Origin of the sequence: Paeniglutamicibacter selenitireducens, from assembly GCF_051550675.1 — a bacterium.
In the GTDB taxonomy this organism is placed as follows: domain Bacteria; phylum Actinomycetota; class Actinomycetes; order Actinomycetales; family Micrococcaceae; genus Paeniglutamicibacter.
The window spans coordinates 22,208-35,324 of sequence record NZ_JBPULF010000007.1; the positions used below are offsets into that span (position 1 = coordinate 22,208).

General features: G+C 68.7%; 14 protein-coding genes. 5 read left to right on the plus strand and 9 right to left on the minus strand.

Annotated features, from left to right (window positions below):
• Nucleotides 1-40: 40 nt before the first annotated feature.
• Nucleotides 41-241: a hypothetical protein gene (locus ACSYDW_RS12750; RefSeq protein ID WP_438339104.1), complete on the minus strand. Its 201-nt coding sequence runs from the start codon at nt 239-241 to the stop codon at nt 41-43.
• Between the two features lie 26 nt (nt 242-267).
• On the opposite strand from ACSYDW_RS12750, the gene ACSYDW_RS12755 reads away from it, so the two are divergent.
• Both ACSYDW_RS12755 and ACSYDW_RS12760 read left to right on the plus strand, forming a co-directional pair.
• A complete protein-coding gene (locus ACSYDW_RS12755; protein WP_438339105.1) occupies nt 268-441 on the plus strand; it encodes a hypothetical protein in 174 nt (57 codons plus the stop codon).
• Between the two features lie 56 nt (nt 442-497).
• Nucleotides 498-2,096 carry a PucR family transcriptional regulator gene (locus tag ACSYDW_RS12760; protein WP_438339106.1) on the plus strand — a complete coding sequence of 533 codons (1,599 nt, stop codon included), beginning with the start codon at nt 498-500 and terminating at the stop codon, nt 2,094-2,096.
• Nucleotides 2,097-2,154: 58 nt separating this feature from the next.
• Here the strand turns inward: ACSYDW_RS12760 and trhO are convergent, their stop codons facing one another.
• Entirely contained in the window at nt 2,155-3,075 is a 921-nt protein-coding gene (gene trhO / locus ACSYDW_RS12765) for an oxygen-dependent tRNA uridine(34) hydroxylase TrhO (protein WP_438339107.1), read from the minus strand.
• Between the two features lie 302 nt (nt 3,076-3,377).
• Between trhO and ACSYDW_RS12770 the strand changes: the two genes are divergently transcribed.
• Together ACSYDW_RS12770 and ACSYDW_RS12775 are read left to right on the plus strand one after the other, a co-directional pair.
• On the plus strand, nt 3,378-3,881 hold the full coding sequence (locus ACSYDW_RS12770) for a GNAT family N-acetyltransferase (RefSeq protein ID WP_438339108.1): 504 nt from the start codon (nt 3,378-3,380) through the stop codon (nt 3,879-3,881).
• Between the two features lie 102 nt (nt 3,882-3,983).
• Nucleotides 3,984-6,311: a DEAD/DEAH box helicase gene (locus ACSYDW_RS12775; protein ID WP_438339109.1), complete on the plus strand. Its 2,328-nt coding sequence runs from the start codon at nt 3,984-3,986 to the stop codon at nt 6,309-6,311.
• Between the two features lie 13 nt (nt 6,312-6,324).
• Here the strand turns inward: ACSYDW_RS12775 and ACSYDW_RS12780 are convergent, their stop codons facing one another.
• From ACSYDW_RS12780 to ACSYDW_RS12810, 7 genes are all read right to left on the minus strand, one after another.
• Nucleotides 6,325-6,738 (minus strand): Rv3654c family TadE-like protein, encoded by a 414-nt coding sequence (locus ACSYDW_RS12780; RefSeq protein ID WP_438339110.1) that lies wholly within the window; start codon nt 6,736-6,738, stop codon nt 6,325-6,327.
• Nucleotides 6,735-7,079: a TadE family type IV pilus minor pilin gene (locus tag ACSYDW_RS12785; protein ID WP_438339111.1), complete on the minus strand. Its 345-nt coding sequence runs from the start codon at nt 7,077-7,079 to the stop codon at nt 6,735-6,737. Before ACSYDW_RS12785 ends, ACSYDW_RS12780 begins: the two co-directional genes overlap by 4 nt.
• A 12-nt stretch (nt 7,080-7,091) precedes the next feature.
• On the minus strand, nt 7,092-7,292 hold the full coding sequence (locus ACSYDW_RS12790) for a DUF4244 domain-containing protein (RefSeq protein WP_438339112.1): 201 nt from the start codon (nt 7,290-7,292) through the stop codon (nt 7,092-7,094).
• A gap of 196 nt (nt 7,293-7,488) precedes the next feature.
• Nucleotides 7,489-8,025, minus strand: a complete 537-nt coding sequence (locus ACSYDW_RS12795) for a type II secretion system F family protein (RefSeq protein WP_438339113.1) — start codon at nt 8,023-8,025, stop codon at nt 7,489-7,491.
• Nucleotides 8,022-8,762, minus strand: a complete 741-nt coding sequence (locus ACSYDW_RS12800) for a type II secretion system F family protein (RefSeq protein ID WP_438339114.1) — start codon at nt 8,760-8,762, stop codon at nt 8,022-8,024. The genes ACSYDW_RS12795 and ACSYDW_RS12800 overlap by 4 nt, the downstream gene beginning before the upstream one ends.
• Nucleotides 8,759-9,982, minus strand: coding sequence for a TadA family conjugal transfer-associated ATPase (locus tag ACSYDW_RS12805; RefSeq protein ID WP_438339115.1), 1,224 nt, complete (start codon nt 9,980-9,982; stop codon nt 8,759-8,761). Before ACSYDW_RS12805 ends, ACSYDW_RS12800 begins: the two co-directional genes overlap by 4 nt.
• Entirely contained in the window at nt 9,979-11,238 is a 1,260-nt protein-coding gene (locus tag ACSYDW_RS12810) for a CpaE-like family protein (protein WP_438339116.1), read from the minus strand. The genes ACSYDW_RS12805 and ACSYDW_RS12810 overlap by 4 nt, the downstream gene beginning before the upstream one ends.
• A gap of 158 nt (nt 11,239-11,396) precedes the next feature.
• Here ACSYDW_RS12810 and ACSYDW_RS12815 point away from each other — a divergent pair, with 158 nt between their 5' ends.
• Complete coding sequence (locus tag ACSYDW_RS12815; RefSeq protein ID WP_438339117.1) at nt 11,397-13,109, plus strand: bifunctional 3'-5' exonuclease/DNA polymerase; 1,713 nt, start codon at nt 11,397-11,399, stop codon at nt 13,107-13,109.
• The last annotated feature ends 8 nt before the right edge of the window (nt 13,110-13,117 follow it).

A 13,117-nucleotide genomic window follows, 5' to 3' on the forward strand; every position in this document is an offset into this window, starting at 1 on the left:
CGGTACCCCTGAGCCAGGGGTCTTGGGCAGTGAAGGTTGCTTACTGGAAGAGCAGGACCAGGGCGTACGAGGCGATGAGCAGGGCACCCACCAGGACGTACTCGACCCTGGTGAGCTGCCCGGGCTGCCGCCGTCCCTCGCGGTCTGCGAAGTAGGTGCACACCCTGTCGCGTTCGGCTTCGAAGCCGGCGAGATCCAACTCGGCGCCGACTCCCCCAATTTCTTCGCTTGTTTCGTTCATTTCTCGCCATTCCTTCGCTATATCGCGTGGATTCCAACACTTGGTTCGATTTCCCACGGTTGATTGCGGGCAGCGGCATCCACATTCCTGCGGGCCGTGGGGAACTTTGTGAGGCATCCAGATTCAACGGTTTTCAAGGCTGCGACCTCGACCTGTTCATGTTCTGCAAGTCACATTTCAATGGTGCTGCCAGCCTGTGACCTGCACAACATCAATACTGTAATCGGCTCGATTTCGCCGCTGTTACACTTTGTAAATGACCCTATCGATTCGCCGGATTCTAGGGGTTTCGGCGGTCAGTGAAGGACATCCCAGGGTCCTCGGCCAGGCGCGACTCCTCGACACCCCGGTGCGCAGCATCCACGTCTCGGAGTCCTCGGATTTGTCCGGGCTCCTCGAGGGCGGCGAGCTGATCCTGAGTTCCGGCTTGTCCCTGACGACATCCCCGGAGGCAACCGTGGACTTCCTCGACAGGCTGGCCGATGCCGGTGCGTCGGGAGTGGTTTTCTCCTTCCTCTCCGACGCACCGGAGGTCAAGAAATGCCTGGAAATTGCCGCAGGCACGGCCCGCATTCCCGTGATCCTGCTCGACGACCGGGTCCGTTTCGTGAACATCACCGAGACCGTGCACCGGCTCGCCTACTCCGCAGCCAGGGGCTTGAGCGGCCTGGAAGCTGTATCGAATTTTCTTTCATCCGCCGCAGCCTCGCACCTGGCCCCGCAGGACCTGTTCGCTTCCATGGCCGACATGCTCGATGCACCGCTGGTGCTCGAGGACCCGCTGTCGGCGGTGGCCATCCACCACGGGCTTGACGCCGAACAGATGCGGGGGTTCATCCAGGTTCCCGCCGCTGCCAGGGCCTTCGGCGGCGGCGTCCGCACGGTGGGCGGTGAAAGCTGGCTGGTCTACCCGGTGTCGAGCCACGGACGGAAACTGGGCCAGCTGGTTTCCACGGTGGGCGCCGGAAACCCCCGGGCCTCGCTGGGCATGGAAAAGGTTGCTGCCGCGTTCGGCGACCTGCTGCCCCGCGACTCCACCGATCTGGCCCTGGTCCGGCAGGAGTCACTCGCAGGCGTGGTCGCGAAGATCCGCTCCGGCGATATCCGCGCCGGCAAGGAGGCGCTGCTGCACGCCGCCATGCTCGGAGTGGCCGGCACCGAGGCCTTCGTGCCCATCGCCATCAATTTCACCCGGCGCGGCGGCGCCGCGGGCACCTCCCCGGGGCTCGAGCCGTCGGCCGTGGCAGCAACCCTGAGGGACTCGCTACGCGGTTCCCGACCTCCGGCCTTCGCCTGCGATTCGGGCCCGGACTCCGTGGGCATCATCCTGTGCCTGCCAGCGGCGGCCCATGCCGAAGCCTCGCTCTCGGCCATCCACCAAAGCATCGAGGGCGCCCTTGGCACCCAATGGAACCATCGTGCCTGGACGATGGGAGTGGGAACGGCGAGCCCGGAACTGGCAGGCACCGCCACCGACGGGCTGGACGAGGCCCGCCGCGTGGCCCACTCGGCGTCGACCATGGACCATTCGGGGGCACCGTACCACCGGGCCAGCGACCTCGGATTCCGCTGGCTCATGCAACGCCTCCTCGAGGCCGGGGAAAGCCGAACCTACGTGCACGACCAGCTCGCGCCATTCCTTGACGAACCCGACTACATGGATTTCATCGAGACGTACCTGCAGACCAACGGCAGCATCGCCGAGCTCTCCAGGGCCCTGCACCTGAGCCGCCCCAGCGTCTACGCCCGGCTGCGCAGGATCGAAAAGGGGCTGGGCCGCGAGTTGACCGATGCCGACACCATGACGTCCCTGCATCTGGCAGTCACCCTGTACCGGCTTGGCGTGAGGGGTTAGCACTCCTTAAACGACATGCGACCCGCCGGTCGGACGGGTCGCATGTCGATGTTTCCTGCTAGAGCGCGGCGCTTTCGAGCGCCGGGGCGGAGCCGGCGCAATCCGGGCACCGGCGCAGTTCCTCGCGGGCCGAGCACTCCGCGCAGAAGAGGCGCAGGTTCCGGCAGGAAAGGTTCGAGCAGTTCTCGAACTTGTTGGTCGGGGCTTCGCAGCCAACGCATGCACCGATCGTCACGGCATCGTCGCTGAATTCCATGTGCATGCGCTTGTCGAAGACGTACAGCGAGCCTTCCCAGAGGCCCTTGTCGCCGAAGGTCTCCCCGTAGCGGACGATGCCGCCCTGCATCTGGTAGACCTCGGTGAACCCGCGCTTGACCATGAGCGCCGAGAGCACCTCGCAGCGGATTCCACCTGTGCAATATGTCACAACCGGCTGGTTCTTCATGTCGTCGTACTTGCCGGATTCGATCTCCGCAATGAAGTCGTGCGTGGTTTCCACATCCGGAACGATCGCGTTCTTGAACTTGCCGATCTGGGCCTCGAAGGCGTTCCTGCCGTCGAAGAAGTGGACCTCCTGGCCGGCGGCCTCCTTCTCGGCAAGCATCTCGTGCAGGGCCTCGGGCTTGAGGTGTACACCACCGCCGAGCACGCCGTTCTCGTCGACCTCCAGTTCGCCGGGGGCACCGAAAGACACGATTTCATCGCGGACCTTCACGGAAATGCGCGGGAAGTCTTCGGCCGATCCCTCGGACCACTTGATGTCCATCTTCTTGAATGCCGGGTACTCGCGGGTCGCCTTGACGTACTGCTTGACGGCGCGGATCTCGCCGCCGACGGTTCCGTTGATGCCGTCCTTGGAGATGATGATGCGTCCCCGAAGGCCCCACCTCTCCAGGAGCGAGCGCTGCCAAAGGCGGACGGCCTCCGGGTCGGCGAGTGGGGTAAATGCGTAATACAAGACAATTCGGTTCTGCGACACGCTGTTAAGCCTAGGTGCAAAATCCCGTTTAAGGCATCCGACGTGTCAACCGTCACCGGGATGTCGCAGTGTTTCAAGCATGCAACAGTTCACCCGAATGCAACCCATCGGGCCTGTTCACGGGGTAGGGTCGAAGCATGGGATCTACTGCAAGCGATGAACTAATTGGTACTTGGGTTACCGGCTGGGCTGGTGCACGAGGTTACGAGAACCGACACGAGGGTCGAGTCCATGCTGCCCTCCGCCACGATACTTCCGGCGATTGGGAGTACGTGATCTATGAGCCGTCCAATGAGGAATTGGTGGCCGTTGCAGAGACGCTGCACAAGCACCCGAAGCGTCGCCTGACGGCATTCGCCGACGAAATCTCCTCGCTGATCGAGGCCGCACAGGCTGCCGGCCTGAACGTGGTCAATTCCGAAGAAGTACTCATGGTCACCGAGATGAACGGCCACGACGTCGAGGAACCGCGCCCGGCTGAGGGTTTCGCCTTCCAGATCGAACGCGACAACACCCACGCCTACGTCTCCATCCACCCGGTGGACGACCCCGAGGTCGTTGCGGCCAGCGGCCATGTGTCGGCCGTCGAGGGATTCGCGATCTTTGACCGCATCATCACCGCACCCGACTTCCGCCGCCGCGGACTGGGCAGCCTGATCATGCGCGCCCTGGTTTCCCTCGCCCTGGAGCACGACGTCGAGGAGGGCCTCTTGATCGCCTCGGTCGACGGCCAGAAGCTCTACCAGTCGCTCGGTTGGACCAACCTGGGCAACGTCGTGCTTTTCGAGGGCAAGCAGGACGCATAGGGCCAGCATTTTCACCGAGTGGTGGGTCCTGCCTGACGGCAGGGCCCGCCACTTTCTGTTTCCGGGTCGGCAGCCGACGCCGCGGGGTGCCACAATAAGTCGGTGAACGCTTACTCGGAACAGATTGCCTTGTTGGGCCACGGGCCGGCGCCCACGGCACTGCTCCATTCCCGCACCGCCGAAGCACGAGACGCACTCACCGGTCCGTGGCCCGAATGGGTCCATCCGGAGGTCCGGGAAGTCTTCGAGCGCACGGGAGTCGATGCCCCGTGGCTGCACCAGGTGCAGGCGGCGGACCTCGCGCACCGAGGCGAACACACGATCATTGCCACGGGAACGGCCTCGGGCAAGTCCCTCGCCTACCAGTTGCCAGCCTTGAACGCCATCCATACCTCCTCCCTCGAAAACCAGGCGAGCCTGGTTCCCCAGGACGGCACGGTGCTCTACCTGGCCCCCACCAAGGCCCTGGCCGCCGACCAGCTCTCGGCCATCACGGGATTCGGGCTCCCAAGCGTCAGGGCAGCCAGCTACGACGGCGACACGGAGGTCTCCGCCCGCCGCTGGATCCGCGACCACGCGAATTTCATCCTTTCCAACCCCGACATGCTCCATTTCGGCATCCTGCCGAACCACACGTGGTGGGCCAGGGTCCTGCGCCGCCTGCGCTTCGTCATCATCGACGAAGCACACTCATACAGGGGCGTCTTCGGCTCGAACATCGCCAACCTCCTGCGCCGCCTGCGCAGGATTTGCGAGCACTACGGAGCCAACCCGGTGTTCATCGGTGCCTCGGCCACCAGTGCCGATCCCGCAGCGTCGTTCTCCAGGCTGATCGGCGCCCCGGCACGGGAAGTCACCACCGATTTCTCTCCCAAGGGCGCACTGACCGTCGCGTTGTGGGAACCGCCCCTCACTGAAACTCGTGGTGAAAACGGGGCACCCACCCGCCGGACGGTGGTTGCCGAAACCTCGAACCTCCTGGCGAACCTGGTCTGCTCCCACGTGAGGACGCTTGCCTTCATCAAGTCCCGCAGGGGCGCCGAAACCATCGCCACGATCACCCGCAGCATGGTGGACCAGGTCCACCCCTCCCTGCCCGAACGCGTCGCAGCCTACCGTTCCGGTTACCTTCCGGCCGAGCGGCGCGAGCTCGAGGAACAGTTGCGCAACGGGACACTGCTGGGTGTGGCGTCGACCTCGGCACTGGAGCTGGGCATCGACGTCGCAGGCCTGGACGCCGTGCTGGTTGCGGGATGGCCCGGCACCAGGGCCTCGTTCTTCCAGCAGATCGGCAGGGCCGGGCGCGCCGGGCAGGACGCACTGGCCGTGCTCGTGGCGAGCGACGATCCGCTCGACACCTACCTGGTCAACCACCCGGAAGCCATTTTCGAGGCCGGTGTCGAGGCCACCGTCTTCGACCCCGAGAACCCGTATGTTCTCTCCGGGCACCTCTGCGCAGCGGCCGAGGAACTCCCGCTGCGGCCCGAGGAGATTGAGGCTTTCGGCCCCACGGCCCACAAGCTCCTCGACTCCCTCGTCGCACGCGGGTTCCTGCGGCGGCGCCCGGCCGGCTGGTTCTGGACCCATCCGGAACATGCAGCATCGATGGTCAACCTGCGGGCCGACGGGGGCGGCCCCGTGAGCATCATCGAATCGGACACCGGCGCGCTTCTGGGAACCATGGATTCGCCCCAGACACACTACCAAGCGCACACGGGGGCCATTTATGTCCACCAGGGTGCAAGCTACGTGGTGGACGAGCTGAACGAACCGGACCACTGCGTCATGGTGACGCGCGCGAACCCGGATTTCTACACCCAGGCGCGAGACATCACCACCGTCGAAGTCAAGGACATCGAACGAAGCGTCACGTGGGGTCCGATCACCGCCAATTTCGGCGACGTGGTTGTCACCACACAGGTGGTGTCCTTCCAGCGCAAGTCCGTGATGAGCAATGAAATCCTCAGCGAGGAACCCCTGGAGCTCGAGGCCCGCGACCTGCACACCAAGTCGGTCTGGTTCACCATCCCCGAAAAACGGCTGATCGCCGCGGGCATCTCCCCGGAAGAGTTCCCCGGCGCGCTGCATGCCGCCGAGCACGCGGCCATCGGATTGCTGCCGCTGGTCGCATCCAGCGACCGCTGGGACATCGGAGGTGTCTCAACGGCACTTCACATGGACACCTCCATGCCCACAATCTTCGTCTACGACGGCCACCCCGGCGGTGCCGGGTTCGTGGAACGCGGGTACGAAAAGGCCACCGCCTGGCTGGGTGCCACACGGGATGCGATTGCTGCCTGCGAGTGCGCCGGCGGGTGCCCGTCCTGTGTCCAGTCGCCCAAGTGCGGCAACAAGAACAACCCGTTGGACAAGCACGCCGCCATCCGGCTGCTCTCGGCCATACTTCTCGAGGCGGAACGAACCCCTTGAGTGGGGCCCCGGCCTACCGCACCACGCGCCACGGCTGCGGCGGCGGGCCGGCCCGAGCCGCGGCCAGCGCATGACCCATCGGCGGCAGCCCGCCGACCATCGCGACGGGCACCTTGACGGAGACCTTCACGATTTCCCCGGCGGTCCCCTGCCTTTCGCACGCGGTGAGCACCGCCTGGTTGGCCGTCGCCGTTTGTCCTGCCACGGCACACGGTTCACCCGGCACCAGCAAGCGTGCGGCGTCGGCGCCAGCGAGCGCGGCAAGGTCCGCCGCGGTGGCCGCCTTGGCCGCAGCACGGCCCGTGGCCGCAAAAGCCAGCACCACCACCAGCGCGAAAAACGCCAGGAAGACGACGGCAACCATCAGCACCGTTCCGTTGCCGGCTTCCACGTCTCCCCCGTGCCGCGACGTCCGGGCCCGCCTCACGGCTCGGTCTCCTTCCTGGCCGAGGCTTGCGCCGTCAAACGGATTTCGCCCACCAGCGGCAACACCATGCCGGAAGTGACGACGACACTTTCATAACCGGCTCCAGAGCCGAGCGAAACGTCGAGGCCCGCGCCCCCGATGCGCAAGGCCGTGGCAATCGACTGGCCCGCGTCGGTACCGCGGGCCAGTTCCCGCGCCGCGGCGCTCGCCGCCTGCTGGATCCGAATTTGCTCCCCGCCGACCATTCCCGCGGCGGCCACCACAGTGAGCAGAAGCGCAACCGCCGGGAGCAGCACCGCGAATTCCGCGGTGCTGCTCCCGGCTTCCGGATGCGATGGCATGCCCATGGCTCCCTAGAAGGACAGGGCCTGACGAATCAGGCCCATGAGCATTCCCCGCACGTCACCGCTTGAAAGAATGCTGACCAGCAGTCCCGCGAACGCGACCGCCGCCAGAGTGACGATGGCGAATTCCGCGGTGGTGCTGCCGTCCTCCGCCCCGGTGACCTGCAAATCGATGTGTCCCGGCGTAGCCGGTACGACCTCGTGTTCCATGTGCTTCCTGCCTTTCGTGCGTGGGTTCTCCAAGGTGTTCCGCTCGGAGGCGAGCAGCGCGGCCGTTTGGCCGTCGATTGCTTCCCCTCGAGTGTGGCGCCGGCGTTTGGCCGGGGTTCCGCTCCGGGCCGCTCTTGGGGAAAACCCGAGGGTGCACGGCGGTGCCTGCGTTGTGCGGGGAAGCCGCCCGGGACCTTCAGAAATCCGGAAGCAGCGAGATGACAATGGGAACCACGCCCAGGCAGACGAAGGCCGGCAACGCGCACAGCCCCAACGGGATAACCAGCTTGATCCCGAACTCCGCGCCCCGTGACTCGGCGTCGCGGATCTCCTTCCTGCGTCCGGCTGCCGCAGCCGAGCGCAGGAGCTTTGCCGCGGGCGCCCCGCTGAGCTGGGTGAAGCGCAGGGACGGCTCGAGTTCCCGGACTGCCTCGGGCACCTGGAGCCAGGCCCGGTCCCAATCGACATTGAGCTCCAGCGCCCGGGCCACACGCGCCAATGGAGCGTACCCGGGAACATGGCCGCCCATGATGTCCAGCACGGAACGAACCGGCAACCCTGATTCCAGCAGCGTTGCACACATCTCCAGCACCAACGACGGGGATTCGGGCGGCTCCTCGTTCATCGTGCCGCTCCTGCGCCGGTCCTCCGCCGGGGAACGTGCGGCGGGGCGCCCCCAGGAAATCCACACGGCCAGGCCCGTCAGGATTCCGGCCACCAGGAACCCCGTCACGAGGGAACCTGCCGAACGATCCTGGCCAGCATCAGGCGGCACCACCACCGGTTCGCCAGCCACAGGAGGACCCCCGCCAACAGGGCAAGCTGTCCCACCGGATGGGTCCTGAGCACCGACAACGGGTCGATCCCCAACAACTGCCCCAGGCCCAGACCGACCAGCGGCAGGAAGGTGAGCAGCCGGCTGGTGGCCCGGGGTCCGGCGAGCGCCGCATCCAGCGCCCTGCGCATGTCGGCCGAGTTCTCGAGTTCCAGGGCCAATTCATCGAGAAGTTCGGCGAGCGCGGCACCCGAGCGTTCGGAAATGGCAAAGCACCAGGCCAGCCGGCTCCACAGCCGTGTGCGGCGCCCTCCGTCCACTGCGTGCTCCGCCAACCCCTCGCGCAGCGTGCCGCCGGTGCGCAGGTGGGTCAATGCCCTGGTGCACCCGGCATGGATGTCGATTCCGGCTCGTCCCGGCGCGTCGGCCCATACCTTCTCCAGCAGCTCCAGGGCCGCCGGGTTTGCGCTGCCCGCCCGCAACAGGGCCGAAAGCTCGCGGATGAATTTCCCGTAGTCTTCCGCCTCACCGGCCTCGTCGCGCATCTGGTGCCCGAACGGGAGGGAGAACCCGGTGGCCCGAGCATCGCTGGCCTGCGGTGTTGCCGGGCCCGCCGTATTTCGGCCGACGGCTGCCGGGCGCCTGAAGAGCCAGGCTGCCAGCCCCGTCAGCAGGGTGGCACACAGGATGCTCACCACGGGCTTGCCGTTCCCCGGTCCTGCAACCTGTTGCGGAACCAGTCGAGGGCCGATGATTCCCGAACGGGTACCCCGCGCTCGCAGATGACCTGCACCTCCAGCGCTCCGGCGGCGTTGAGCACCAGATGCCCCAACTGCACCGGGTGCCTGGCGCCGGTGCGCGCGTCCCTGGCCACGTGGATGAGCAGGTCCAGGGCGCTGACCGCCTGCAGCGCCGTGGCCTGCGGATCCATCCCTGCCAGTGCCCCCATGGCGAGCAGCCGTGCGGGCACTGCCCGGACGCTGTTGGCATGGACCGTCCCGGCGGCACCCTCGTGCCCGGTGTTCATCGCTCCCAGGAAGTCCCCGATCTCCGCTCCCCGGCATTCGCCGACGACCAGCCGGTCCGGCCGCATCCGCAGGGACTGGCGGACGAGCATGCCCAGGCCGATTTCACCGGCACCCTCGACATTTCCGCCGCGGGCCTGCAGGCCCACCAGGTGGGGATGCCGCGGCGTGAGCTCCGCGGAGTCCTCAACCACGATGATCCGTTCGTTCCCCGGCACCTCCCCCAGCATGGCAGCGAGCAGCGTGGTCTTGCCGGCCCCCGTGCCGCCACTGACCAGGAAGTTCAGCCGGGCCGCCACAACGGCGCGCAGCGCCCGCAGCCAGTCGGGGCGGGCCGGGTCGAGAAGGCCCTCCAGCTCCGGGCTCGCAGTGCGTTTCACGCGCACCGAGATCAGCGTGCCGCCGGTGGAAACAGGCGGCAGCACCGCATGCACGCGGTAGTTGCCCAGGGTGAGGTCCACGAACGGTTGGGCGTCATCCAGCCGGCGGCCGGCAGCGGCGGCGAAGCGCACGGCGAGGGCCCGGAGCGCCTCGCGGTCGCCAAAGCCCGCACCTGAGGGCTTCAGGCCTTCGGCGTCGTCGACCCAGATCCTCCCCCTGCCGTCGACAAGCACGTCGGTGACCCCTGGCTGCCGGGCGAAGTCCTCCAGCATCCCCAACCCGTGGATGTCCCGGCTGAGGTTCTCCACCAGTTCCGCAGTGGTGTGTGAGCCGATGACGCTTCCTGTGGCGTGGACGGCCGAGGCGAGGTCTACCTCGCTCAGTCCGCCATCCCGGCCCAGGGCGCGCAGCCGCACCTGTTCCAGTACCTCGGCACTGGTTGCGGCGGACCCGGCCTCCGGGTCCTGTTCCCAGCGCCTGCGCCCGGTGCGCCGCTCCGGGGTGCTCATGCTGCCCATTCCCGAGCCGCGTGCTCCGCCATGCCCAGGGCGGCGATCCTGCGGCGCATGGAGGTTCGGGCCAGCACGCCCATCAGCCGGCCCTCCGCGGACGCGCGTTCCAGGGTCCCGAACCGGGGCAGGTAGCCGCCCAGCGGCAGGCCCAGCCGGCGGGCCAGTGCGCGGGTGTCGCTCCCGGCCGGCAGCCTGCCGGTGAATACCACCGACCAGCGGGCTCCGGCAGCCGCGGGGAGGCTGCGGTTGTTCGCGCCGCGGGCCGGCATGACCAGAAGCCGTTCCCCGCCCAGGGCCAGCACTCCCGGCGGGACGGCGGGCAGCCGCCCTGCGTCGATGACGATGTGGTCGTAGATCCGCCGTGAGGCCGCCAGTACCGCAACCAGCAGGGATTCCGGCGGCACGAAGCTGCCCGGTTGGCGCACCCAGGACAGCACTGCGGTGCCCTGGGACAGCGGAAGGATCTCCGCGAGCTGCCCGGGCGCCAGCGCCCCGCGGCTGTTTTCCAGGTCCTCCCAGCCGATTCCCTCGGGATCCCGGGGACGCAGCGTGGGCCAGAGGCCCGTGGAGGAGCGGTCGGCGTCGATGAGCAGCGTCCGGTGCCCCTCCAGCGTGTGGGTTGCAGCAAGCAACGCGGCAAGGGTGCTTGTACCGGCTCCCCCGCAGCCGCCGGCCAGCAGCGTGGTGCGCGCGTCCCCGCCGTTCAGCCCGAGTTCGCCCAGGTACTCCCCGAGCCAGGCCCCGGCCTGCGGAAGCACGGCGACCCTGGCTCCCGGGGTGCGGGCCGCCGCCCGCCAGAGCACGTCCTGGTGCTCCTGGCTGCCGGCGAGCACCAGCCGGGCGCCGGGTGCGAGGGACGCGGCCTCCCCCACGCAGTCGTGCCCGACCAGGACGGTTTCCGGCCGGCCCGCGGGAACCTGCCCGGCCTCGCGGTACTGGACCAGCCGCACTCCGGCGCCCAAGGCGATCAGCGCCACCGACTGGGCAAGCGCCGCGTCTCGGGTGAGCAGGATGCATTGCCCGCCCCGGCCTGTCTCGCCATCCGGCTGCCACCCGTCCGCGGGCGTCGCCGGCGGGCCAGCGGCCCGCGGTCCGCCGCCTGCCCCGGCGAATCCTGCGGCACCGGCGTCATCGGGTGTCCCGGGTGCCGGCAGTTCCCGCAGGGCGGCGCGCAGCGCCGGATACTCGGTGGCGCCGGCCCCGCGCCGGGCAGTGCGGGGCCGGGCCGCGACGAACCGTCCGTGATCTTCCATGCACCCCAGTGTGGGCAGCCGGGTGCCGTGGCGGCGTGGGCCGGGTGCCGGTTGTGGGTCTGTGCCGGACCCGGCCCCAAGGCGGTGCGGGGAAGTCGCGGCAGCCGGCCCCCGGCCGCGTCGCCGCGTCCCGTGGTGGCAAACTGCGAGAATGTAGCGTGCAACAATTCGCGATAGTGGCCACCCACGCCATCTCCCAGCCCGACCCCGAGGCCGGCGCCGCCACGGCGGTGGTCCAGCTCGTCGATGCCCGGGGCACGGCGCTGCTTCCCCCGGTGCAGGTCTACGGCGACGGGCTTGGCCGGGTCGTCGCCGAACTCGAGGCCCGCTCCCCGCGTTGGGTGCTTGACTCGGTGCACGCCTGGTACCCACGGCTGCTGGCCGCCGGCATCCGCATCAACCGCGCCCACGACCTCACACTGACCCGCAACATCCTGCGCAACGCCCCGCATACGGTGCCCGGGGACTACCTCACCGCGCTGCGCCGGGAACCCGATCCCTCAACCGCGGCGCCGGCCCACCTGCTGCCGCCGCCGCGCGTGGCGGAGAACCAGGGCGAGCTCTTCTCGGAGCCCAAGGACGACGCCGGCGCGCTGGAGAACGTGCTCGCCGAATTCCTGGCCCAGCGCGCGGCCGTGGGCGATGACGAACGCGGCAGACGGCTGGGCCTGCTCATCGCGGCGGAGTCGGCCGGCGCGCTGATCGGCGCGGAGATGACGCACGCCGGGGTCCCCTGGGACGTGTCGGTGCACCACCGGCTGCTCGAGGAGGCGTTGGGCCCGCGCGTGCCGGCAGGGGTGCGCCCACCGAACATGGAGCGGCTCGCGGTGCGGATCCGCGAACTGCTCGACGCCCCGGCCCTGAACCCGGATTCCCCGCAGGATCTGCTGCGGGCCATGAACCAGGCGGGCATCGCCGTGTCGAACACCCGGGCCTGGGAACTGACCGAGCTCAAGCACCCGGTCATCGAGCCGCTGCTGGCCTACAAGAAGATCGCGCGGCTGGCCAGCGCCAACGGCTACGCCTGGCTGGAGCGTTGGGTCTCCGGCGGGCGTTTCAGGCCCGAGTACGTGGTCGGCGGGGTCGTGACGGGGCGCTGGGCCAGCCGCGGCGGCGGGGCGCTGCAGATCCCGCACCAGGTGCGCGCCGCGGTGCGGGCCGATGCGGGAATGAAGCTGGTGGTTGCCGATGCCGCGCAGCTGGAGCCGCGCATCCTGGCGGCGCTGTCCCGGGACAGCGCGCTGGCTTCGGCGGCCCGCGGCAAGGACCTCTACCGGGGCATCGCCGACGCCGGGTTCGGCGGGGACCGCGCCCACGCCAAGGTCGCGATGCTCGGGGCCATGTACGGGGCGACCACCGGCGAGTCCGGGCGGCTGATGCCGCAGCTGAAGGCCACCTACCCGCGCGCCGTGGGCCTTGTCGAGTGGGCCGCGGCACAGGGCGAGGCCGGGGCGGATGTCGCCTCCTACCTGGGCCGCGGCACCCCGCCGGCCCCCGAAGCCTGGCTGCGTGCGCAGAAACGCGCGGACTCGGAGCAGGCGGCCCGCGCGGCGCTGGCCGAGGCACGCACCCGGGGCCGCTTCACCCGGAACTTCATCGTGCAGTCGACGGCCGCCGAGTGGGCGCTGTGCTGGATGGGCGAGCTGCGCCGCCGGCTGCGCGCCGGGGCCGTGGCGGGGGTGGACCTCGGCTCGCTCGTGTTCTTCCTGCACGACGAGATCATGCTCCATGTCCCGGAAGCCGCGGCGCAGCGGGTCGTGGACCTCGTCCACGAGTCCGCGCAGGCCGCCTCCGGCCTGCTCTTCGGTGAGATCCCCGTGGACTTCCCCGTCACGGCCGTCGTCGTGGACTCCTACGACCAGGCGAAGTAGCCACAGCG

Bases quoted from the DNA above. Each gene is read 5' to 3' on its own strand.
- ACSYDW_RS12750 (WP_438339104.1), bottom strand. From the start codon at position 241: ATGAACGAAACAAGCGAAGAAATTGGGGGAGTCGGCGCCGAGTTGGAT.
- ACSYDW_RS12805 (WP_438339115.1), bottom strand. From the start codon at position 9,982: ATGAGCACCCCGGAGCGGCGCACCGGGCGCAGGCGCTGGGAACAGGAC.
- ACSYDW_RS12760 (WP_438339106.1), top strand. From the start codon at position 498: ATGACCCTATCGATTCGCCGGATTCTAGGGGTTTCGGCGGTCAGTGAA.
- ACSYDW_RS12810 (WP_438339116.1), bottom strand. From the start codon at position 11,238: ATGGAAGATCACGGACGGTTCGTCGCGGCCCGGCCCCGCACTGCCCGG.
- ACSYDW_RS12790 (WP_438339112.1), bottom strand. From the start codon at position 7,292: ATGGAACACGAGGTCGTACCGGCTACGCCGGGACACATCGATTTGCAG.
- ACSYDW_RS12785 (WP_438339111.1), bottom strand. From the start codon at position 7,079: ATGCCATCGCATCCGGAAGCCGGGAGCAGCACCGCGGAATTCGCGGTG.